Source organism: Microbacterium sp. T32, from assembly GCF_001619615.1.
Lineage (GTDB): Bacteria > Actinomycetota > Actinomycetes > Actinomycetales > Microbacteriaceae > Microbacterium.
Genome location: NZ_LQQP01000077.1, coordinates 35445 through 56593, shown reverse-complemented (window position 1 = coordinate 56593; position 21149 = coordinate 35445). Strand labels below are relative to the sequence as shown.

The window sequence follows — 21149 nt, the reverse complement described above, 5'->3', positions numbered from 1 at the left end:
TCTTAGACTGACACCGTGAACAGCGCGGCGGGGGCACCGACGACATCCGAGGATGTCGCCGTCGCGCGCCCGCGACGACTCGCCCGCGACCTCACGATCTTGGCGATCGTGGGCGTCCTCCTCCTGGCGGCGCTCGGGGCCGGTGCGGCCGCCGCCTACCGCGAGCTGTACAGCCCGCGGGCGTTCGTCCTCCACTACCTCGACCTGCTGCACGACCGTCGCGCGGCCGAAGCCCTCACGGTTCCCGGCGTCGCGGTCGACTCGGCCGAACTCGAGAGCGCGGGCCTGCCCACGTCGGCATCCGATGCCCTCCTCCGCCCGGACGCGCTGCAGACCATCACCGACGCCCGCGTGATCGACGAGGTCGCCGACGGCGACGTCACCCGGGTGACCGTGGCCTACCGCGCGGGCGCCTACGACGGGAAGACGACGTTCGCCGTTCGCCAGGACGGCTGGATCGGCGTCGTGCCGCACTGGCGCTTCGACGTCAGCCCGCTCGCGGTCGTCGCGCTCACCGTGGGCGGCTCGATGCAGTTCTCGGTCAACGGCTTCGAGATCGACAAGCGGCAGGTGTCGATGGACGGAGGGGATGCCGATCCCTCCGCGCCCGTCCCCCTGCTGGTGTTCTCCCCGGGGCTTTACTCCGTCGCCGTGGACACCCCGATGTCGACGACGCCGGGCGTCGCGATCCTCGCCGACTCACCTCTGACCGACGTGCCCGTCGAGGTGCAGGCGCAGCCCACGGAGCAGTTCGTGTCGGTCGTGCAGCAGCGCGTCTCGGACTTCCTCAGCGCGTGCGCGCAGCAGAAGGTGTTGCAGCCCACCGGCTGCCCGTTCGGCTTCACCGTGCGCAACCGCATCGACGACGCCCCGACGTGGTCGATCGTCGAGCAGCCCACGGTCTCCGTCGTGCCGGACGGCGCGGGCTGGCGCATCCCGTCCACCCGGGCTGTGGCGCACATCGAGGTCGACGTCCGCTCGATCTTCGACGGGTCGGTGCGCACGGTGGAGGAGGACGTCCCCTTCACCGTCAACGGCGAGATCTCGGTGCAGCCCGACGGGTCGGCATCCATCTCCATCGGCGGCAGCCTCGACTGAGGCGGGTGCCGCACCCGGCCGGGTGTTCGGGCTCAGCGACCCTTCGCGGCCTCGCGCTCGGCGGCGCGGGCGTCGCGCTCGGCCAGCCGCTGCAGCTCGGCGTTGTAGGCGTCGAGCTCGACGTCGCCCACCCGGTCGACGTGGCGGTCGCGGCGGCGCTGCTGCCGCTCGTCGCTGCGACTCCACTGGATCGCGACGGTGATCGCGAGGATCAGCGTCGGGATCTCGCCGACGCTCCACGCGACACCGCCACCCGTGTACTGGTCCTGCAGCGGGGTGGCGCCCCACGTGCGACCCATGGATCCGAACCACTCGGCCGCCATGAGGCCGGAGTTCATCATGATCGCGATGCCGAAGAACGCGTGCATCGCCATGACGGCGATCAGGATGAGGAGCCGCCCCGGGTAGGGCAGCCGGAAGGGCACCGGGTCGATCCCGATGAGGCTCAGGACGAAGAGGTACCCCGTGATGAGGAAGTGCGCGACCATCCAGATATGGCCGACGTGGTCGTACAGCGACCAGCGGAACAGGTCGGTGTAGTAGAACGCCCAGAGGGACACGATGAACAGGCCGGCCGCGACGAACGGGTTCGTGAGGACCTTCGCGACCGGGTTGTGCACGGCCCAGAGGATCCACTCGCGCCCGCCGCGCGACCCGTCGTCGCGCTTGCGGATCGCGCGCGCCGCGAGCGTCACCGGAGCACCCGCGACCAGCATCAGCGGGATCGCCATCGACAGCAGCATGTGCTCGATCATGTGCACGCTGAAGAGGTAGTCCTGGTACACGTTCAGCGGACCCGAGGTGACCCAGAACACCGCGAGCATGCCCAGCGACCACAGCACCGTGCGGTGGATCGGCCACGCGTCACCGCGTCGGCGCAGGCGCCACACGCCCGCGAGGTAGAAGAACAGCCCGAAGCCGGCGACGAACGCCCACAGCAGGTCGATGTCCCACGCCGTGAACCAGCGGTCGATCGTGAACTCCGGCGGCACCGGCGCCCCGGTCAGCACCTCGGCGGGCGTGGTGCCGATGAGCGGGAGGTCGGCGGCGGGCGGGGGCGTGCGCGCGAGGGCGACCGCGACGCCGCTCGCGACGCCCATGAACACCAGCTCGAGCAGCACGACGCCCCAGAACCGGCGGGAGCCCTCGGCGTCACCCATGCGACCGATGAGACGCCGGCGGTACCAGGCGCCGAGGATCCCCATCGCGACGAGCGCCGTGACCTTGACGAGCACCAGGATGCCGTACGGCGAGAGGAGGTTCTGCCACCCGACCAGGCCGATCGAGGCCCGCACCGTGCCCGAGATCGCGACGACGACGAAAGCCACCAGCGCGATCGAAGAGTACCGCAGCATCGCGGTCTGCAGCTGCGGACGGGTCATCGCCGGGCGCACGACCACGAGCAGGATGAGGCCACCGAGCCAGACGGCCGCCGCGAGGATGTGCAGCACGAGCGAGGTGACCGCGGCGGTGTGGCTCGCCTCGGTGCCCGCGTGGCCCTGCGTCCCCATCGGGATGAGGGCGGCGAGCGCGAGGATCGCGACGAGGAGCGTCGGGAGCCACGAGCGCACCGCGAAGGTGAGCACCGTGAGCACGGCACCCGCGATCGTGGTGATGAGCCAGGCCGGACCGATCTCGGTCTCGACGAGGAACCGCCCCAGCTGCTGCCCGAAGAGCGGGTCGAGGGTCGGGGTGGCGTTGATGACGTTGAGGAACGTCAGGAATCCGGTCGCCGCCGAGGCGACGGTGAACACGGCCGCACCGATGGATGCCGTGTCCAACGCGATCTCGAACGGTCGCTCCCCCGCCGGCAGCGCGAACAGCGCGAGGACGAGCGAGCCGACCATGGCCGCCGCCGAGAGGTTGACCACCAGCGTCGAGATCGGCAGACCCCAGCGGACGAACGGACCGGGGTCGGCGAGGAGCGACGGTGCGGCACCGCCGCCGTAGGCGAGACCCGCGACGACGCAGATCACCGAGACCACGACGAGGATGACGGGTCCGGCCACGCGCAGGGCTCGGGGATTCACCCCCCAAGCCTACGTCGTGCCCCACCACGCGCGGCCGGGAAGACAAGAGGGGGGATGCCGACCGGCATCCCCCCTCTCGACAGGTCTACGTCGTCTTACTTGACGGCGGCCTTCAGCTTCGAGCCGGCGGTGACCTTGACGCGCTTGCCCGCGGGGATCGAGATCTCCTCGCCCGTCTGGGGGTTGCGGCCGGTGCGGGCCGACGTGGCGACCTGCTCGAACGCGATCCAGCCGGGGATCGAGACCTTGCTGCCCTTGGCGACAGCCTCGGAGACGGTGGAGAAGAGGGAGTCGAGCACGCTCGACACGGCGGACTGGCTCTGTCCGGTCGCGCTGGCGATGCTCGCGACGAGCTCGGTCTTGGTGATGGACTTGTCGGCCATGTGGTTTGTCCTCCAGGCGACGGTGGTGTCGCCTCTCGTTACATCGGACGAGGAGGGATTCTCCTCGGTGGTCGGGAGACCGCCTCGACAGTATCAACCGAACCGCGGAATTCCGCGGATTTTGACGGATTTCGCCCGCGGGAGGGCGGCGTGTCGCGAGTCGGATGGGGCGCGTGGGGTCTGTGAGGCGCGCGAGAGGACCCTCGTCACCCCTTCGCGCGGGATCGGAGCCGATGAACGCCGACCGCCGCGGCCGCCACCAGGGCCGCCACACCCCACGGCACGACACCGCCGACGTCGCGGGTGCCGCTCGCGGCGAGCTGCGGCGCGGCCGTCGGGGTGAAGGTCGGCGACGACGACTCAGAAGCCTGCGGTCCCGGCGAGCTCCCCTCGGTGGACGACGGCGCAGGCTCCGGCTCTTCGGCAGCCTCCGCAACGGTGAGCTCCGTCAACGCGACCGTGTTGCCGGCATAGACGAAGACCCGATATGTCCCCGGTCGAAGATCGGGGACCGTCCAGGGCGCCAGGATCCTGCCGCTGTCGTTGGTCGTCCCCAGGGACTGGTACTCGACGGGATCGGACATGACGCGGAGCCCGGCGGCCACGTCCGGAGGGAATGCCTCGGCGGACACGACGACCCGCTGCCCCGGAGCGACGGGGTTCGGCGTCACCTGGACGAAGGCGTTCTCGGACGACGGCGGCTCCTCTCCCGGCGCGAGCACCATGAACTCCAGTCCGCCCTGCACCGACCCCGCCGTCGCATCGAGCTGATGCTGACCCGGCGTCAGGTCGGGCACAGTGAAGGGCAGGGTGAAGGTGCCGTCGCTCGCGCTCCGACCGATCAGGGTGGGGTCCGGACTCGCGGACGTCGTGACATAGACGTCGGCGTCGGGGGTGAACCCGAGCCCGATGATCTGCACCTGCTGGCCGACGCTCGCGGCGGGCGGCACCATCCACACCGCGCCGTCGCCGGAGGAGAGTGGGACGTCCGCCGCACCGGCCGCTCCTGCAACGCCGATCACGGCCGCGAGACCGATCCCGATTCCCCACGCGACGATTCGCCGCACCGTCTTCCGCACGCCTGCTCCTCTGCAACCGGGAAGGTCGGTGCCCCGCCGCCTTCGCGGGAATACTAGCGAAAGGAATGGCCGGGAAACGACGAAGGGCGGGAGCCCCTTTCGGGACCCCCGCCCTTCGCGGTGGTGCGGGTGCTTACCAGGACGACTTGGTCACGCCGGGCAGCTCGCCACGGTGCGCCATGTCGCGGAAGCGGACGCGCGAGACGCCGAACTTCGTCAGCACGCCACGGGGGCGGCCGTCGATGACGTCGCGGCTGCGCACGCGGGCGGGCGACGCGTTGCGGGGCAGCTTCTGCAGGCCCACGCGGGCGGCCTCGCGGGCCTCATCGGTCGCGTTGGGGTCGACCAGGGTCTTCTTCAGCTCGGCGCGCTTCGCGGCGTAGCGCGCGACGACGACCTTGCGCTGCTCGTTGCGCGCGATCTTGCTCTTCTTAGCCATGTGCTTAGCGCTCCTCTCGGAAGTCGACGTGCTTGCGGACCACGGGGTCGTACTTCTTGAGCACGATGCGGTCGGGGTTGTTGCGGCGGTTCTTGCGCGTCACGTAGGTGTAGCCCGTGCCGGCGGTCGAACGCAGCTTGATGATCGGACGGATGTCCTGAGCCTTCTTCGCCATTACAGCTTCACGCCCTTCGCCTGCAGGTCACGGACGACGGCCTCGATACCGCGCGCGTCGATGACCTTGATGCCCTTCGCCGAGACGTTGAGCTTGATGTTGCGACCCAGCGACGGAACGAAGTAGGTCTTCTTCTGCACGTTCGGGTCGAAGCGGCGCTTCGTCCGGCGGTGCGAGTGCGAGATGTTGTGACCGAAGCCGGGAACCGCTCCAGTCACCTGGCACACTGCGGCCATGGTGATGTCTCCTTCTGTACCGTGACACCGGACGGTGCCACCCAAGATCCCTTGTCTGCACCCCGTTCCGGGCACAGCACGAGGCCGGGATCGGAAGAAGGGGTACGTACTGCGTGCTGGAGTGCGCGCAGACAAGCGTTCAGTCTAGCACGCGCGGCGTGTCGCCTTGACGGGCCGCCGCCTCCGCCCGTCCGCGCACGCTCCGCAGCCTCGCCCCCGCTCAGCGATTCGCGCAAGCTCCGTCGATTCGGCCTGGATGCCACTGAGGTTGCGCGAATCGCTGAGGTTACGGTGGGCGAAACCCGGCGACCGCAGGGACCAGAGGCCTCAGCCCGCCGCCGCCTCCGCTGCGCCCCGCCCCCACCGGAACGCGGACACCGTCGGGTCGCCGTCGATCCAGAACCGCCACGGGAAGGCATCCGTCCCCGCGATCCCGGCCACGCCCACGCGCGGGCCGGTCGTGGCCGCGGTCGGCTCGTCGGGTAGGAACAACCGCGCGCGAGCGCCCGCGCGTTCGGCGCCCGTCACCGCGTCGATCCCGTCGTGGAGCGGATGCCGGAGGCCCACGGCATCCCCCAGTCGTCCGGGACCGCGCGCGAGGTCGCGGGCCGCACGGACGACGCCCCCGCGCTCGCGCCGCCGGCGTTCGGCCACGTCGGCGCCCTCGATCACCTCTCCGCCGCGCAGCAGCACACCGCCGGCGACGCCGTCCGGACCGCACACGACGTTGACGCAGGAATGGATGCCATGGCTCAGGTACACGTAGAGGTGACCGGGTTCGCCCCACATGGTGGCGTTCCGCGCGGTCGGGCCACTGCGCGCGTGCGAGCCCGGGTCGGGACGATCGCCGGTGCCGAGCCCGTGGTACGCCTCGACCTCGGTGAGACGAAGGACCACGCGCTCCCCCGCGACCACGGTCTCGAGGTGCGCGCCGAGGAGCAGGGGCGCGATCTCGACGGGCAGAGCCGCGAGGTCGTCGCGCGTCGCGGGTCGCGTCATCCCGGCGGCACCTGGCACCACGACAGATCGAAGCCCTGCAGCGCGGACAGTTCCTGACCGGTGTCGATCTCGACGAGATGCGTCTGGAGGCGCCCCGGGAGCGGCAGCTGGTACCGGTCGAACGGGTTGTCGACCGCCTGCGGCGCGACCAGCACGGCCGCGTAGCGCCCGCTCGGCGAGACGCACGTCTGCAGCACGGTGTCGGTGCCGGGGACCTTCAGCAGCGGACGCACCGCGCCGTCCGGGTCGACGTGACCGATCGTCGTGGAACGGTAGGCGCCGTCGGACCCGATGTCGGCGAACGAGCGGAGCGTTCCGGTGCCCGTTCCCGGCACCGGCGTCGCGCGCCCCGGCATCCCGGGCGGGTCGATCGGATTCTCGAGCGGCTCCTCGGAGCCGTCGGTGAGGTTGATCTCGCGGATGCCCTCGAGCCGCTCGACGATCGCGATCGACGAGCCGCGCGCGATGCCGTCGATGGACTGGGCGGTGCCGAGCGGCGCGGCGTTGCCGCCCTGCGCGTCGGTCAGCAACAGCCGGAAGTCGAAGGTGAGCACGAGCATGCTGTCGGTGTCGGGCACGAACCGCCAATCCGCCACGCGCACGTCCCCGCCGTTGAGGCCGACCTCGACGGGCGGCGCCTCGTCGGCGGCCGACGCCGTGAAGAGCTTGCTCTCGCGTCCGCCGGACGTGCCGAGGGTGGCATCCGAGAAGGTGAATCCGATGCGCTCCCCGCGGTCGGCGGACTGCAGGTTCGACACGAAACCCGGACCCGGCAGCGGGATGTCGCGCGGGTTCATGCCGTCGAGGTCGGTGATGATGACGCGCGCGCGGTCGTCCTCGCGCACCGAGATCACGAGGTGGTTCGCGGTCGCGCGGAAATCCTCGATGTGCGGATGGGTGAACACCGGCAACCCCGCGTCGCCGTGGAGATCGGTGTGGAAGATCGTGTCGCCGGAGGACGTGCCGCGCTGCAACAGGAACGCCTGCAGCGGCGGGGTGCGGAAGGTCTCCGTCAACGTCGCCGCGGGACCGGCGCCGAGCCCGCGGACGTCGTGCACGGTCACGCTGTAGTCGGAGTCGTCGCGCAGCGGGAGGGTGAAGCGGATGCCGACGCTCCGTCCCGATGTGTCGACCGTGAACGGTGTCGCCGGTTGCACCTCGACCTGCGACGGGTCGATCTTCGCGAGGGACTGCGTCGTGGTGAGGATGACCCGGGCACCGGATGCCGCGACCGCAGCGCTCGGATCGACCTGCACGTCCGTGACCCGGGGGCCCTGCGCGACTGCGACGACACCGCCGACGCCGCCGATCAGGACGAGCGCCGCCACCACGGCCCCGAAGGCGAGGAGATACCCGCGACCGCGGCGCCGACGGGCGCGGACGCGGCGGGAGTCAGTACTCATACGGGTCCGTCGGCTGGTCGATGGGCGCGACCTGGTCGGCGCGCACCTCGAGCGCGCCGTCTCCGCTCGAACGGACGGTGCCGGTGACGGTGACCCACTGCCCGGTCGCCGGCGCGGAGACGTTCGCGCTGATCGGCAACCGCGCCGTCTGCGCGTCGATGACGCAGTGCGTGATGACCAGGCGCGTGAGGTCGAACGTCGCGCCGTCCTGCCCGGGCGTGATGAACCCGGTGAGCGTGACCGGCTTGCCGTCGAAGGTCTCGGGGTTCGTGGCGTGCGCGAAGACCGCCGACCAGTCGCCGATGCCGAATTTCGAGGTGTCGCCGGAGGCCGCGAGCGTGATCACGTCGGCACCGACGAACAGCGGCGGGGCGCCGACGTCGCGCGAGACGGCGAGCTCGGCCGACAGCGCGGCCGGCGGGGTCAGCAGCACCGCGACCACCGCGCCCGAGGCGAGGAGACCGCCGCTGAACGCGGCGATACCGGCCGGCGTCAGGCGCGGGCGGGCGGCGAGATGCTCGTGCGCATCGTGGTCATGGGCGTCGGACGCGTCGGCGTGGGCGTGGTCGGCGCGCGCGAAGGCCTCGCGACGGGCCGTCGCGGGTGCCGGGGCGTGCCCGTGCTCGTGGTCGTGACCGTGATCCGCCTCGGCGCCGAGCGGCAGCGCGAACGTCGCGATGGAACCGACGAGGGCGACCACCGCCATCTCGATGGCGAACCATGCCGAGTCGGGGTTGACGTACAGCGCGAGGCGGCCGGTGAGCCACAGCGCGATCGTCGTGACCGCGAGGCACGCGGCGAGGCCGACGCCGAGCCACCGCGTGGCCAGGGCACCCGTTCTAGACAAGGAGGTTCACCACCGTTCCGAGCGCGAAGGCCGACAGCACGACCACGATCGTCAGCCCCACGAGCACGCGGGTGGTGAAGGTCGTGCGCAGCAGCGCGTACATCTTCAGGTCGACGACCGGCCCGACGACGAGGAACGCCACGATCGAGCCCGGCGTGAAGGTCGAGGCGAAGGACAGCGCGAAGAACGCGTCGACGTTGGAGCACAGCGACACGACGACCGCGAGGATCATCATCGCCGCGATCGACAGCGCCGGGTCGGACCCGATCGCCAGCAGCGCACTCCGCGGAATCAGCACCTGCACCGCACCCGCGATGAGCGAGCCGATGATGAGCGCCGGCATGACCGACCGCAGCTCGACGACGAACTGCGCGAGCGAGCGGCGCCCGCGTCCGCCGCGCTCCTGCACGACGATCTCGCACGTCTCGAGGAAGCGTTCGGTGAGGAGCTTGTCGGGATCCGGATGCCGGCTGTAGAGCCAGCCGATGAGGTTCGCGATGAGGAAACCTCCGACGAGGCGACCCACGAGGATGCCGTCGCTCAGCCCGAACGCGGCGTTCGTGCTGATGATGACGATGGGGTTCACGATCGGCGCGGCGACGAGGAACGTCAGGGTGTCCGACACTCCGAAACCGCGCATGAGCAGACCGCGCGCGAAGGGCACGTTGCCGCACTCGCACACCGGGATGAGCATGCCCAGGAGCGACAGCACCGCCCGGCGCGCCCACGGGGCCCGCGGCATCCATCGTTCGATCGCCCCGGGCGGAACCCACACCTGCACGATGATCGAGAGCAGCACGCCCAGGACGACGAACGGCAGCGACTCGATCAGGACGCTGAGGGCGAGGGTCAGCCCGTCCTGCGCACGGGTGGGGAGAGGCGCCGCGAAGAACGTCGGCGCGAACGCGTCGATGAGGAACAGCGCGACGACGACGAGGACACCCACGCCGAGGCCGACGAGGGTACGCGTGACGCCGGAACGCGGAGGGGCCGACGCGACCGTGCGATTAGTCGTCGCCACGCTCACGAGCGCGCGCCCGCGCGCAGTCGGCGCAGACGCCGAAGATGTCGACGACGTGCTCGGCCTGCGAGAAGCCGTGCTGCGCGGCGGTGCGCTGCGCCCACTCCTCGACGGCGTCGGCCTCGATCTCGACGGCGACGCCGCACGAACGGCAGATCAGGTGGTGGTGGTGGCCGCGGGTCTCGCAGGCGCGGAACAGGTTCTCGCCCTCGGGGCTCTGCAGCGAATCGGCATCGCCCTGGGCCGCGAGGCCGGCGAGCGCGCGGTAAACGGTGGCCAGTCCGATGCCGGTGTTCTCGTCGCGCAGGGTCGCGTGCAGCGCCTGCGCGCTGACGAAGCCGCCGGCACCGGCGAGAGCTTCGCGCACGCGTTCGCGCTGCCACGTGTTGCGCTGGACCATGCGGCCGATTCTACCGAGGCGAGTGGTGAATCGGCTGGGCGGCTACAGCGCGCGGGTGGTGCGGTCGCGGCGCGCCCCGACGAAGCGGCAGACGAGGTAGATCACGAACGAGATCGTGGTGATGTACGGGCTCACCGGGAGCGTCCCGGCGACGGCCAGCAGCACGCCGCCCACCGCCGATACGAACCCGAACAGCGCCGCGAGCAGCGGCACCGACAGCGGACCGGATGCCACCCGCATCGCCGCCGCGGCCGGCGTCACCAGCAGCGCCATCACGAGCAGCGCGCCGATGATGTGCACCGCGACGGCCACGATGAGTCCGAGCAGCAGCATGAAGCCCAGCGACACCGCCGTCGTGGGGACGCCGCGCGCCGCGGCGGACTGCGGGTCGAGGGAGTCGAAGCGCAGGGGGCGCCAGATCATCAGCAGCCCCACGAGCACGATGAGACCGATCACGACGAGCCAGCCGAGCTGTCCGCTCTGCACCGACACGATCTGCCCGGTCAGCAGGCTGAACCGGGTGGCGCTGCGCCCGTTGTAGAGGGACAGGCACAGGATGCCGACCCCGAGGCCGAACGGCATGAGCACGCCGATGATCGAGTTGCGGTCGCGGGCGCGCGCCCCGAGCAGCCCGATGATCGCTGCCGCGATGAGCGACCCGACGATGGACCCCGAGACGACGTCGGCCCCGATGAGAAGCGCGACCGCGGCGCCCGCGAAGGACAGCTCGCTGATGCCGTGCACCGCGAAGGCCATGTCGCGCTGCATCACGAAGACGCCGATGAGTCCGCCCACGAGCCCGAGCACGGCGCCCGCGTAGACGGAGTTCTGCACGAGGTCGAGGATCGCGCCGTACTGGCTCACGCCGCCGAAGAGCGCGTCGCCCACGTCCGCCCAGTTCATGCGTCGTCCTCGTCGTGGTGGTGGTGGCTCTCGTCGGCGTCGGGGGCTCCGACCACGACCAGGCGCCCGCCCGCGCGGGTCACGAACACCGGAGCGCCGTACAGGTCGCTCAGCGTCTCGGACGTGAGCACCTCGTCGGGGGTTCCGAGCGTGAATCGGCCATGCGCGATGTAGAGGATCCGGTTCACGTGCGCGAGCACCGGGTTGATGTCGTGCGTGACCAGCAGCACGGCGGCGTCGCGCTCGCGGCGGTGCCGGTCGATGAGCCGCACGACCGCCTGCTGATTCGCGAGGTCGAGGCTCGTCAGCGGCTCGTCGCACAGCAGCAGGCGGGGGTCGTCGGCGAGCGCCTGCCCCACCCGGAGCCGCTGCTGCTCCCCGCCGGAGAGCAGACCGACCGGGCGGTCGGCGAACGCCGTCGCGCCGACCTCCTCGAGCAGTCCGTCGATGCGGGCGCGGTCCTTACGGCGCGAGAACGGCAGTCCGAACCGGTGCCCGTCGACGCCGAGGCCGACGATGTCGCGCCCGCGCAGCGGGGTTTCGCGGGGCAGCGGCCGCTGCTGCGGCACGTAGCCGATGCGGCGGTTGCCGGCCCGACGCACCGGGGCGCCGAGCGCCTCGATCGTGCCGGCGCTCAGCCGCTCGAGGCCGAGGATCGCGCGCAGCAGCGTCGTCTTGCCCGAACCGCTCGGGCCCAGGACCGCGACGAGCTCGCCGGGCTCGACCTCGAGGTCGAGCCCGGACCACAGCTCGCGTCCACCGCGTTCGAGCGCGGCTCCGCGGATGCGCAGGGGTGCGGCGTCGGTCACGCCGCCAGCGCGTTCGACAGCGCGGTGATGTTGCTCTGCATCCACGAGAGGTAAGTCTGGCCCTCGGGGAGCGTCTCGGTGAACTCGAGCACCGGAATGTTCTTGGCCTTGGCCTCGTCGGTGACCTGCGTGGTCTCCGCGCCGGCCGTCTGCGGGTTCACGATCATGACCTTGATCTGCCCCGAGTCGAGCAGCTGCAGCGACTCCAGGAGGGTCGCGGGCGGCACGTCCTGACCCTCCTCGACGGACTCGCTGAACTCGTTCGGCGTCGCGTTCACCAGGCCGGCAGCCTCGATGAGGTACACGGGCACGGGCTCGGTCACGAACACCTTCGCGCCGGCATCCTTCGCCTCGATCTGCCCGAGCGAGTCCTTCAGGCCCGCGACCTTCTGCACGAACGCGTCGGCGTTGGCGGTGAAGTCGGCCGCGTGGTCGGGGGCGAGCTTCCCCAGGTGCTCGGCGATGGCCTTCGCGAGGTCGTCGACCGTGTTCGGGTCGTACCAGACGTGCTCGTTGAAGCCCTCGACGTGTTCGTGACCGTGGTCGGTGTCGTCCGCACTGGGCGACGCGCTCGCGTCGTCGTGCGCGCCGCCGCCGGGGTACGTGCTGTTGTACTCGACCGCCGTCAGCACCTCGGCCGTCGATCCGCTCGCCTCGAGGAGCGACTCCATGAACGCGTCGTAGCCGGCACCGTTCTCGATGACGAGCTGCGCACCCTTGAGGGTGGGCTGGTCCTGCGCGCTCGCCTCGTACTCGTGGGGATCCTGCGTCGGCGACGTGATGATCGACGTCACGTTCACGAAGTCACCGCCGATGTCCTGCGCGATCGAGCCGTAGACATCCGTGGATGCCACGACCGTGACCTTTCCACCGGCGTCGGTCAAGCCACTGGCGGAGGGCGTGCCGCCGGCGCAACCGGCGAGGGCGAGCACGGAGGCCGCGCCGAGGACGAGGGGGGCGAGTAGGCGTCGGGTCATGGCATCCACTGTAAACGGTAGTGATAACCGTTCTCAAATCGGCGGCGCCACCCGCACGGGAGACGGCTAGCCTGGGAGCGATGTCACGGGACGAGAACGCGCGAAGAAGACTGTCCCGGAGCACCCCGAACGGCGCCGTCGTCGCCGTCCTCGCCATCGCAGGGCTGTGCTCGTCCTTCATGTTCACGCTCGTCGTGCCCATCCAGGCGAAGCTGCCCGAGCTCCTGAACGCCTCGAGGGATGACACCGCTTGGGTCGTCACCTCTACGCTCCTCGCGGCAGCCGTCATCACCCCGATCGCGGGACGCCTCGGCGACATGTACGGCAAGCGCCGCATCGTGCTGGCGCTGCTCGCCGTGATGATCGCCGGGTCGGTGATCGCCGCCCTCTCCCCGGGGATCATCGGGTTGATCGTGGGTCGCGCCCTGCAGGGTGCCGTGGTCGGCGTCGTTCCCCTCGGGATCTCGATCATGCGCGACGTGCTCCACGAGAATCGGGTCGACAGCGCGGTCGCCCTCATGAGCGCCACCCTCGGCGTCGGCGGCGCGGTCGGTCTTCCCATCAGCGCCCTCGTCGCCGAGAGCACCGACTGGCACTGGCTGTTCTGGATCGCCGCGGGCCTGGATGCCATCGTCTTCGTGCTGATCCTCGTGGTCGTGCCGGTGAGTGTGCTCCGCACCGCCGGTCGTTTCGACTACATCGGCGCGGCCGGACTCGCCGTCGGTCTGATCGGCGTGCTGCTCGCCGTCTCGCGCGGCAACTCCTGGGGATGGGCCTCCCCCCTCACGCTCGGCCTGGCGGCCGGTGGCATCCTGATCCTGCTCGTGTGGGGCTGGTACGAACTCCGTATCGACGAGCCGCTGCTCGATCTGCGGGTCGCCGCGCGACGTCCGGTGCTGCTGACCAACCTCGCATCGGTCGCGATGGGCTTCGCGCTGTTCACCTCGAACGTCTCGCACCCGCAGATCCTCGAGCTGCCCACCGCCACGGGCGTGGGTCTGGGGCTGTCGTTGCTCGCCGCGAGCCTCGTCGTCATGCCGTCGGGCCTGGTCATGATGGTGCTGTCGCCGCTGTCGGGTGCGCTCGCCCGCACGATCGGCCCCCGCGTGCTGCTGGTCGCCGGCTCGGTGTCGCTGATCCTCGCGTACGGGTTCAGCCTGCTGTTCTCGACCGAGGTGTGGCACTTCGTCGTGGCGAACATCCTCATCGGCTTCGGCATCGGGTTCGGCTACGCGGCGATGCCGATGCTCATCATGCGCTCCGTCCCGCCCAGCGAGACCGGCGCCTCGAACGGCCTCAACGCCCTCGCGCGATCCCTGGGCACCAGCACGTCGGCCGCCGTCGTCGGCGTGGTCCTCGCGACCCTGTCGACGGGCGAGGGCGAGACGCGCGTGCCCACGACCGAAGCCTTCGACGTGTCGTTCGCACTCGGGCTGGGCGCGGCGATCGTCGCACTGGTTCTGGCGCTCCTCATTCCGACGCGTGCCGCGTCGGGCGAGCGGCATCCGGCCCTCCCGGAGTAGGGCGGCGCCACGCGAGCCCCGCGGCTCGCAGCTCATTGCTCAGACCTGCCGACCAGGCCGTGACTGACCGCCCGAGCGCGAAGGGTGCCGCCGTGTCTTATCGCGGCGACTGCACGTGACGCCGGGTCTCCCCGGCCCGTTCGGACACGGTCGCGCGGGGCGGAACCGCCCCGGATCCGGTAAGAAATCGGCCCGTGATCGCATCACGCTTGAGCCCGCCGACGCGATACACGCCGTTGCCGAGGCTTTGAAACGAGTTGCCGTGGGTTGTCACGCCGTCTCACCTTCCCTTTCCCCGATGCTACTGCGGTTCGTCTCGATCAGGGCGGTCTCGATACGCTCGCCCCACTCATTCACCAGGCTGCTGACCTCGTCCTGCCACATGACGGTGGACGACTCGAACCTGTGTGCCGCGTCCGGAAGACCGACGGTCAACGCCGCCACTGCCATCGGCGGATGGCCCGGATACTCCACGGTGACGGGAGTGGCGAGGACCGATTTCCACGGCCCCTTGTGCGATGCATCGAGATCTTGGATGAGGACGCTGTCAGCGCCCAGTGCCTGGCCCGCGATCCAAGGACTGTCGAACCCGATCTCGATCTCTCTGAGCCCGTCATGGTCGAGGTGGATGCGATCCCCCGATGCCCACCGAACCAGGGTCCCCGCGCCATTGGCGAGCCACAGGGTGAGATTCAGCTGATCGACGTCGAGCGCCGAGCGCAGGCGTCGTGAATCTGCTCGCAGTGCGTCCACATACATCTCTTGAAGCTCACCGAACCGCTCGCGATGAGCGCGCCAAATCTGCTCTGCCCGCGCCTGCGGGGCGACGTAGTCAGGCCGATTGACGTAGCGGAGTTCACGGATGACCTGTGCAGCATCCGCGTGATCCTGCAAGAGGATCGGCGTCAACCCGACGGCGCGCCACTGCCGAATGAGGGCGTTCTCCATCTCGGCGAACTCATCCCGGGACACCGAGAATCCCTGCCGTGCGAGGAGGACGAGCGCCGCGTGTCCTTCCGGCGCATCCTTGCCTGCCGCATGGAGCCATTGACGCACATCCGGGTCGCGGTAGGACGTTCCGGCGATGATCACGGCGCCTCGCGAAAGGGCCTCCCTCATGTAGCTCCTCTGCCAGGCATCGTCGGCGGCGAGCACGTCCAGAAAGTCTGTCAGCGTAAGGATGACGTCGGATGACCCCGCGGGATCGACGACACCGTGCAAGTGATGAACGGAGTAGCCACGGGGCCGGTCGGAGGTATTGCTGATGCTCAGAACGGCGGATCGCGATCCTTCGCGAAGGGCCTCCTCCAGGAGAGTGTCGAAGTTGAGAGTAGCCAGGCTGGTGTCCCGCACGTCGCCCTGGAGAGCGTGGGCAGCAACCGCCAGGTGCAGAGCTGAAGCGGAGAGGGACGTGACGCCGGAGTACAGAGCCCCGCGGATCTTCTTGTCCCACTGATCGGGCAAGAATCCGGCCTTGGCCGCCTCGACGACGATGAGCGGATCCTGCCGGTCGAGAAGGAGTTCCGCCGCTCCGCCGGTCGACACCGCTCCGCTCCCAATGAGGAGCCGCGTGACGAGCTCATCCCAGCCGGGAAGACCGGAACTCGTCGAGGCGCCCGCCCCCAGGAGAAACGTCGTGTGCTTCTCCGCGCCGGTCTTCCGAAACTGCGACATCAGCTCCGTGGACAGGTCAGGCGCGCTCATGGGATCAGGATGCCGCACCACGGGGCCGAGCCGCCCGGATGGTGGCGATCTGTGCAAAAGCGCGGAGGACCCCTGTTCCCCCACGCGGCGACTCAAGCTGACTCAACCGGCCCCGGCGGCCGACGACGGCATCGACTCCCGTGTCGCGCCGACGACCACCCGCCCGCCGACCACGGTGAGCAGCACCTCCGCCGCCCCGAGCGCGGCGGGGTCGGCGGTGAGCGGGTCGACGCTCAGGACCGTGAGGTCGGCGAGCGCGCCGACCTCGAGCGTGCCGCCGTCCTCGCCGATCGTCCGGTAGGCGTCGGTCGTGAAGCCGCGCAGCGCCTCGAGCGGGGTGAGTCCCTGGTCCGCGCCGACCGGACCCGCGTCCGGATCGTCGTGCCGTCGCCGCACCTGGGCGTCGGCGAGGATGCCGGGGGCGTCGCTGGGGGCGACCGGCCAGTCCGATCCGAGGGCGAGGGGCACGCCGGCATCCACGATGTCCCGCGTCCGGAAGGCGAGGGCGGTGCGCTCGGGGCCGAGCCGCACCGACCAGTTGTCGGTCTGATCCGACCGCAGGAAGTGCGTGCAGTGGGTCGGCTGCATGCTCGCCGTCACGCCGCCGGCGCGGAAGACCTCGAGCACGTCGTCGGTGAGGACCTCGATGTGCTCGACGCGATGCGTCGCGTGCCGCTCGGGTATGGCGGCGATCGCGCGGGCGACGAACGCGACGCCCGCGTCGCCGATGGCGTGGGTCGTGGTCGGGACGCCCGCGGCATCGAGAGCGGCGAGGGCGACCGGGTACTCGTCGGGGCGGAGCCAGAGCGACGAGGTCGACTGGCCGAACGCGTCGGGGCGGTGCAGCCACGCGGTGCCGTTGTCGATGGTGCCGTCGATCATGGTCTTCACGCCTCGGACGGTCCAGTCTCGGCCGCTCCGGCCCTGCAGATCGATGAGCCGGCGGACGTCGGCGAGGTCGGTGCCGGGCTCGAACCACGGCGACATCCGCAGCCGGATCGGGAGGTCGCGCTCGGCCTCGATCGCCTCGAGGAGGGGGATGGCATCCGGAGCGAGGTCCTGCACCTGGCCGGACGTGAAGCCCGCCTCGGCCATGTGGAGGAGGATCTCGTACAGCCGCTCGGCCCGCTGCGCGAAGTCCAGGGGCGGAATCGCGCCCTCGACGAGGGCGATCGCCTGCGCTTCCAACAGCGCGCCGGTGAGCCGTCCGGTCCCATCGACGACCACCCGGGACGAGTCGGAGAAGGTCTCGTCGCCGCGGACACCGGCGCGGTGCAGTGCCGACGTCGAGGCGAGCGCGCCGTGGGCGTCGAAGTAGCGGAGGAACGCCGGGCGGTCGCCGGCGACCTCGTCGAGGATGTCGTTGACCACCTCGCCTCCTTCGAAAGCGGCGGGCTGCAGTCCCCAGCCGAGCAGCCACTCGTCGTCGCCGAGGCGAGCGCGTTCGACCTCGAGGGCCTCTCGCAGGTCGTGGAGGGAGCGGCATCCGGTCAGATCCGCACCCCGGGTCAGCCCGATGCCGAACACCGGGTGGATGTGGCAGTCGACGAACCCCGGGAGGATCGTGGCGTCACCGACGTCGATCACGCGCGTCGCGGGACCGATCCAGCGCTCCAGCCGCTCGCGGGAGCCGTAGTCGAGGACGCGGTCGCCCACGATCGCCACGCCCCGCGGGGCGGTGTCGTCGTCGACCATCGTGACGACGCGGCCGCCGAACACCACGAGGTCGGCCGTCATCGGATGATCTCCTGCGCCGACGTGCGGACGTTGCCGCCGATGGCGTCGAAGCGCTCGGACCCGCGGCTGCGCAGCACCAGCGCGACAACCACGCCGATGGCGAGCACCGTGGGCGTGACTGCGAGGATGAGCGCGTCGATCACGGGACCCGCACTGGTCAGGTAGTCGACCGTGATCACGAGGACGACGAACAGCACCGCCATCAGGACGATCGACAGGATCGCCGCCGGGAGCACGTACCAGCGCCGCGGCAGCGTGCGGTTGCGGACGATGAACGCGACGACGGCGATCGAGGCGAGCAGCTGCAGGGCGATCACGCCGTAGACGCCCGGGGAGTTCACCAGGATGACGAGCTTCGTGAGCGGGTCGAGCCCCGCGATCGCGAAGCCCGCCACCACGACGGCGCCGAGGATCGACTGCAGGAGTCCCGCGAGCCACGGCGCCCCGCGACGGTTCGTCCGCGAGAAGAAGGACGGAAGGACGCCATCGCGCGACAGCGCGAAGCTGTAGCGGTTGATCGCGTTGTGGAAGGCGAGCTGTCCGGCGAAGATGCTCGTCACGATCAGGACGAACATCACCGTCACACCCCACGGGCCGACGTACTGACCCGTGGCGACGAAGAAGAAGGAGGACGGGTCGGCGGCGATGACCCCGGCGACGTCGGCACTGCCGAACGCCTGGATGACGATCCAGAGCGTCGCGGCGTAGAAGATCGCGAGGAACGCCACGGCGATGTAGGTGGCGCGCGGGATCGTCCGCTCGGGCGACCGGGCCTCGGCGCGGTAGAGCACCGTGGACTCGAAGCCCATGAAGGCGGCGAAGCCGAAGCCGAGGATCGCCAGCATGTTCGGCGTGAAGACGTTCTCGGGGGCGAGGGTGCCGAGGTCGAACTGACCGCCGCGCTGCAGCACGATCGAGCTGGCCAGGATGACGAGCATCACCGTCTCGAGCACGAGCAGCACGCCGAGCACCTTGGCGCCCACGTCGACGCCGAGGGCCGCGAGCCCGAACACGAGCACCACGCCGACGAGCGACGCGGCCCACCACGGCACGTCGAGGCCGAAGACCGCAGCGAGCATGCCGTGCGCCATCGTGCCGAACAGGCCCCACAGCCCGATCTGCAGCAGGTTGTAGGAGACCCAGGCGAGCAGCCCCGCGCTGAGCCCCGCGACCCGGCCGAGCCCGGCCGTCACGTAGGTGTAGAAGCCGCCCATGGGCTTGAGGTGGCGGGCCGTGAACAGGAACCCGATCGCGAAGACGGCGAGCACGACGCCGGCGATCGCGTAGACGAGCGGCGCCGACGGGCCACCGATCAGCACGGCGAGCGGACCGATGCCGGCGAGCACGCTGAGCGGCGCGGCGGCCGAGACGACGAGGAAGACCACGCCCCACGTGCCGAGGGCCGCGGGACGCAGCCCGTCGGTCCGGGGGTGGTCGGTGGTGCGGAGGAGCTGCTCGGTCACAGTCGGGCCTCTCGGAAGAGTGAACCCGCCTCATCGTCGAGGCGGTCTGGTCGAAGTAGATCATGATCGAGAATTCCGCAATGCGCAATCGATTGCGCATTGATTGTTCGCTTACCGAAACCTCTCCGTAAACTCGACCGGAAGAAAGGGGACGGATGAAACAGCGCGCAACCCTGCAGCAAGTGGCCGATCTGGCCCAGGTCTCCCTGGGCACGGCATCCCGCGCGCTCGCCGGCCGTGGCCGCGTCTCCGAGGCCACGCGCACACGCGTCCGCGAGGCGGCCGCGTCGCTGTCGTTCTCGCCCCACACGGCCGCCAGCAACTTCCGTAAGTCACGCGCGGGATCCGTCGGCCTCTGGCTCCCCCCGCAGGTGCGGTTCATGGATTACTACATGAACTTCACGTTCGGCCTCTCCGAAGCCCTCGGCGAGGACGAGGTGTCGCTCTCGCTCATCCCGCACAGCCTGCGCCCCGATAGCGTGGACCGCCTGCACGTCGACGGGTTCGTGATGTCCGACGTCGTCGCCGGCGACCCGCTCGCCCGGGCGATCCTCGAGTCCGGCAAGCCCGTGATCACCTCCGAGCTCGTCCCGGACGGGATGCCGGCACCCACCGGCTCCGTGGTCACCGATCAAGCGGCGGCGATGCGGGAATCGCTCGACCGCCTGCACCGCGCAGGCGCGTCCTCGATCGTCCTCCTCGCTCCCGACATCGCACAGTCCTGGGTCGACGCGGCCCGCGCGGGCGCAGCGGCCTGGGCGCGTGACGCGTCCGTCCGGCTCGAGGTCATCACACTCGCCGAGGTGCCGACCGCCGCCGGCATCCACACGCTCATCGCCCGCGTGCTCTCGACGAACGAGGACGTGGATGCCATCGTCTGCGCGGTCGACGGCATCGCCGTCGGAGTGCTCACGGCCCTCCACGACCTCGGCGTCGCCGTCCCCGATCGGGTCCAGCTGGTGTCGCACGTCGACAGCGCCGCGATGCCCGTCGTGCTTCCGCCGATCGCCGCCGTGGACCTCCGGCCGCGCGAGGCCGGAATGCTCACCGGCCGGATGCTCCTCGCCGAGCTCGACGGCGGCCTGGGCCAGGACGAACGGGTGCAGACACTCGCCCTGGAGTTCCACGAGCGCGCCTCGTTGCGGCCCGTGGCCGCAGAGGCCTGAACGGTTCGCATACGACAGCGGCGCCACCCCGGAGGGTGACGCCGCTGGAGACGCTGCGGATCAGCGCAGGATGCCGCCGAGGTCGAGCGCGCCGTCGACCACGTCGTCCACGCCGGACGTGACACCGCCGACGACGTCGTTCACGGAGCCGGAGATGTCGCCGACCGAGGCGCCGTTGTCGCCCGTCGAGACGCCGGCGTCACCGGTGGAGACGCCCGTGTCGTTGCCCGAACCGACCGGGGCGTCGATCGGAGCGGTCACGTCGTTGCCCGAGCCCAGGTCGTTACCCGAGCCGATGGGTGCGGTGGTGTCGTTACCCGAGCCGATCGGCGCGGTCGTGTCGTTGCCCGAGACCACCGGGGTCTGGTTGCCCGAGGCCACGTCACCGTTGAGCGAGTCGCTGACGAGCGGGCCCTGCACGAGCGGGCCGATGTTCGCGATGTCGCCCACCGCGGTCTGCGGGCTGGCGGTGAAGTCGCCGCTCTCGATGAGGCCACTGACCCACGTGTAGAACGGGTCGGACGCGTCCACGAACTGCGTCGCCGTGGTCGAGGCATCCGTCGAGGTGACGTTGTCGTCTGCCGAGGCCGGCAGAGCGAATCCGGCGACGGCGAGAGCCGCAGCTCCGGTGCCGGCCGCAGCGATCATGCCGATTCGGGTCTTCGTGTTGTACGTACGCATCAGGTTTCCCTTTCCGTTTCCGTCTACGGCGCTTCCGCCGCACGATGGGTCATCCGAAGAGGCCCCGGAATCGGAT

Annotated in this window: 21 protein-coding genes; 3 read left to right on the top strand and 18 right to left on the bottom strand. The window is 70.4% G+C overall.

Features of this window, described 5'->3' with window-relative positions; all coding sequences use genetic code 11:
• The first annotated feature begins 15 nt into the window (after positions 1 to 15).
• Positions 16 to 1098: a hypothetical protein gene (locus AVW09_RS16285; protein WP_063259043.1), complete on the top strand. Its 1083-nt coding sequence runs from the start codon at positions 16 to 18 to the stop codon at positions 1096 to 1098.
• 32 nt (positions 1099 to 1130) lie between these two features.
• Here the strand turns inward: AVW09_RS16285 and AVW09_RS16280 are convergent, their stop codons facing one another.
• From AVW09_RS16280 to AVW09_RS16215, 14 genes are all read right to left on the bottom strand, one after another.
• On the bottom strand, positions 1131 to 3128 hold the full coding sequence (locus AVW09_RS16280; RefSeq protein ID WP_063259042.1) for a cytochrome c oxidase assembly protein: 1998 nt from the start codon (positions 3126 to 3128) through the stop codon (positions 1131 to 1133).
• A gap of 95 nt (positions 3129 to 3223) precedes the next feature.
• Positions 3224 to 3511 (bottom strand): HU family DNA-binding protein, encoded by a 288-nt coding sequence (locus tag AVW09_RS16275; RefSeq protein WP_022878194.1) that lies wholly within the window; start codon positions 3509 to 3511, stop codon positions 3224 to 3226.
• Positions 3512 to 3717: 206 nt separating this feature from the next.
• Entirely contained in the window at positions 3718 to 4590 is an 873-nt protein-coding gene (locus tag AVW09_RS16270) for a hypothetical protein (RefSeq protein WP_063259041.1), read from the bottom strand.
• 133 nt (positions 4591 to 4723) lie between these two features.
• A complete protein-coding gene (rpsN, locus tag AVW09_RS16265) occupies positions 4724 to 5029 on the bottom strand; it encodes a 30S ribosomal protein S14 (protein WP_063259040.1) in 306 nt (101 codons plus the stop codon).
• Between the two features lie 4 nt (positions 5030 to 5033).
• Positions 5034 to 5204, bottom strand: a complete 171-nt coding sequence (rpmG, locus tag AVW09_RS16260) for a 50S ribosomal protein L33 (RefSeq protein ID WP_022878197.1) — start codon at positions 5202 to 5204, stop codon at positions 5034 to 5036.
• Positions 5204 to 5440, bottom strand: coding sequence for a 50S ribosomal protein L28 (gene rpmB / locus AVW09_RS16255; RefSeq protein WP_013584774.1), 237 nt, complete (start codon positions 5438 to 5440; stop codon positions 5204 to 5206). The genes rpmG and rpmB overlap by 1 nt, the downstream gene beginning before the upstream one ends.
• Before the next feature lie 327 nt (positions 5441 to 5767).
• A complete protein-coding gene (locus AVW09_RS16250; RefSeq protein WP_063259039.1) occupies positions 5768 to 6439 on the bottom strand; it encodes a DNA-3-methyladenine glycosylase in 672 nt (223 codons plus the stop codon).
• Complete coding sequence (locus AVW09_RS16245) at positions 6436 to 7842, bottom strand: hypothetical protein (protein ID WP_063259038.1); 1407 nt, start codon at positions 7840 to 7842, stop codon at positions 6436 to 6438. Before AVW09_RS16245 ends, AVW09_RS16250 begins: the two co-directional genes overlap by 4 nt.
• Positions 7832 to 8689, bottom strand: coding sequence for a TIGR03943 family putative permease subunit (locus AVW09_RS16240; protein ID WP_082823047.1), 858 nt, complete (start codon positions 8687 to 8689; stop codon positions 7832 to 7834). Before AVW09_RS16240 ends, AVW09_RS16245 begins: the two co-directional genes overlap by 11 nt.
• Positions 8682 to 9716 carry a permease gene (locus tag AVW09_RS16235; protein ID WP_063259037.1) on the bottom strand — a complete coding sequence of 345 codons (1035 nt, stop codon included), beginning with the start codon at positions 9714 to 9716 and terminating at the stop codon, positions 8682 to 8684. The genes AVW09_RS16240 and AVW09_RS16235 overlap by 8 nt, the downstream gene beginning before the upstream one ends.
• Complete coding sequence (locus tag AVW09_RS16230) at positions 9697 to 10110, bottom strand: Fur family transcriptional regulator (protein WP_063259036.1); 414 nt, start codon at positions 10108 to 10110, stop codon at positions 9697 to 9699. The genes AVW09_RS16235 and AVW09_RS16230 overlap by 20 nt, the downstream gene beginning before the upstream one ends.
• A gap of 42 nt (positions 10111 to 10152) precedes the next feature.
• Complete coding sequence (locus AVW09_RS16225; RefSeq protein ID WP_063259035.1) at positions 10153 to 11013, bottom strand: metal ABC transporter permease; 861 nt, start codon at positions 11011 to 11013, stop codon at positions 10153 to 10155.
• Positions 11010 to 11822, bottom strand: coding sequence for a metal ABC transporter ATP-binding protein (locus AVW09_RS16220; RefSeq protein ID WP_063259034.1), 813 nt, complete (start codon positions 11820 to 11822; stop codon positions 11010 to 11012). The genes AVW09_RS16225 and AVW09_RS16220 overlap by 4 nt, the downstream gene beginning before the upstream one ends.
• Complete coding sequence (locus AVW09_RS16215) at positions 11819 to 12799, bottom strand: metal ABC transporter solute-binding protein, Zn/Mn family (protein WP_063259033.1); 981 nt, start codon at positions 12797 to 12799, stop codon at positions 11819 to 11821. Before AVW09_RS16215 ends, AVW09_RS16220 begins: the two co-directional genes overlap by 4 nt.
• An 80-nt stretch (positions 12800 to 12879) precedes the next feature.
• Here AVW09_RS16215 and AVW09_RS16210 point away from each other — a divergent pair, with 80 nt between their 5' ends.
• Complete coding sequence (locus AVW09_RS16210) at positions 12880 to 14322, top strand: MFS transporter (RefSeq protein WP_063259032.1); 1443 nt, start codon at positions 12880 to 12882, stop codon at positions 14320 to 14322.
• A gap of 270 nt (positions 14323 to 14592) precedes the next feature.
• On the opposite strand, the gene AVW09_RS16205 is transcribed toward AVW09_RS16210, so the two are convergent.
• The 3 genes from AVW09_RS16205 to AVW09_RS16195 all read right to left on the bottom strand — a co-directional run bounded on the left by AVW09_RS16205 (position 14593) and on the right by AVW09_RS16195 (position 19226).
• Positions 14593 to 16026 carry an SIR2 family protein gene (locus AVW09_RS16205; protein ID WP_231901868.1) on the bottom strand — a complete coding sequence of 478 codons (1434 nt, stop codon included), beginning with the start codon at positions 16024 to 16026 and terminating at the stop codon, positions 14593 to 14595.
• A 102-nt stretch (positions 16027 to 16128) separates the two neighbouring features.
• Positions 16129 to 17763 carry an amidohydrolase gene (locus AVW09_RS16200; protein WP_063259031.1) on the bottom strand — a complete coding sequence of 545 codons (1635 nt, stop codon included), beginning with the start codon at positions 17761 to 17763 and terminating at the stop codon, positions 16129 to 16131.
• The gene (locus AVW09_RS16195) at positions 17760 to 19226 is read right to left on the bottom strand and encodes an APC family permease (protein ID WP_063259030.1); all 1467 of its coding nucleotides are present in this window, start codon (positions 19224 to 19226) and stop codon (positions 17760 to 17762) included. Before AVW09_RS16195 ends, AVW09_RS16200 begins: the two co-directional genes overlap by 4 nt.
• 155 nt (positions 19227 to 19381) lie before the next feature.
• Here AVW09_RS16195 and AVW09_RS16190 point away from each other — a divergent pair, with 155 nt between their 5' ends.
• Positions 19382 to 20392 carry a LacI family DNA-binding transcriptional regulator gene (locus tag AVW09_RS16190; protein WP_082823046.1) on the top strand — a complete coding sequence of 337 codons (1011 nt, stop codon included), beginning with the start codon at positions 19382 to 19384 and terminating at the stop codon, positions 20390 to 20392.
• A gap of 60 nt (positions 20393 to 20452) precedes the next feature.
• Here the strand turns inward: AVW09_RS16190 and AVW09_RS16185 are convergent, their stop codons facing one another.
• On the bottom strand, positions 20453 to 21073 hold the full coding sequence (locus tag AVW09_RS16185) for a hypothetical protein (RefSeq protein WP_063259028.1): 621 nt from the start codon (positions 21071 to 21073) through the stop codon (positions 20453 to 20455).
• Positions 21074 to 21149: the final 76 nt, after the last annotated feature.

Bases quoted from the DNA above. Each gene is read 5' to 3' on its own strand.
- AVW09_RS16230 (WP_063259036.1), bottom strand. From the start codon at position 10,110: ATGGTCCAGCGCAACACGTGGCAGCGCGAACGCGTGCGCGAAGCTCTC.
- AVW09_RS16225 (WP_063259035.1), bottom strand. From the start codon at position 11,013: ATGAACTGGGCGGACGTGGGCGACGCGCTCTTCGGCGGCGTGAGCCAG.
- rpmG (WP_022878197.1), bottom strand. From the start codon at position 5,204: ATGGCGAAGAAGGCTCAGGACATCCGTCCGATCATCAAGCTGCGTTCG.
- AVW09_RS16200 (WP_063259031.1), bottom strand. From the start codon at position 17,763: ATGACGGCCGACCTCGTGGTGTTCGGCGGCCGCGTCGTCACGATGGTC.
- AVW09_RS16210 (WP_063259032.1), top strand. From the start codon at position 12,880: ATGTCACGGGACGAGAACGCGCGAAGAAGACTGTCCCGGAGCACCCCG.
- rpsN (WP_063259040.1), bottom strand. From the start codon at position 5,029: ATGGCTAAGAAGAGCAAGATCGCGCGCAACGAGCAGCGCAAGGTCGTC.
- AVW09_RS16190 (WP_082823046.1), top strand. From the start codon at position 19,382: ATGAAACAGCGCGCAACCCTGCAGCAAGTGGCCGATCTGGCCCAGGTC.
- AVW09_RS16205 (WP_231901868.1), bottom strand. From the start codon at position 16,026: ATGAGCGCGCCTGACCTGTCCACGGAGCTGATGTCGCAGTTTCGGAAG.
- rpmB (WP_013584774.1), bottom strand. From the start codon at position 5,440: ATGGCCGCAGTGTGCCAGGTGACTGGAGCGGTTCCCGGCTTCGGTCAC.
- AVW09_RS16250 (WP_063259039.1), bottom strand. From the start codon at position 6,439: ATGACGCGACCCGCGACGCGCGACGACCTCGCGGCTCTGCCCGTCGAG.
- AVW09_RS16215 (WP_063259033.1), bottom strand. From the start codon at position 12,799: ATGACCCGACGCCTACTCGCCCCCCTCGTCCTCGGCGCGGCCTCCGTG.
- AVW09_RS16245 (WP_063259038.1), bottom strand. From the start codon at position 7,842: ATGAGTACTGACTCCCGCCGCGTCCGCGCCCGTCGGCGCCGCGGTCGC.
- AVW09_RS16275 (WP_022878194.1), bottom strand. From the start codon at position 3,511: ATGGCCGACAAGTCCATCACCAAGACCGAGCTCGTCGCGAGCATCGCC.
- AVW09_RS16185 (WP_063259028.1), bottom strand. From the start codon at position 21,073: ATGCGTACGTACAACACGAAGACCCGAATCGGCATGATCGCTGCGGCC.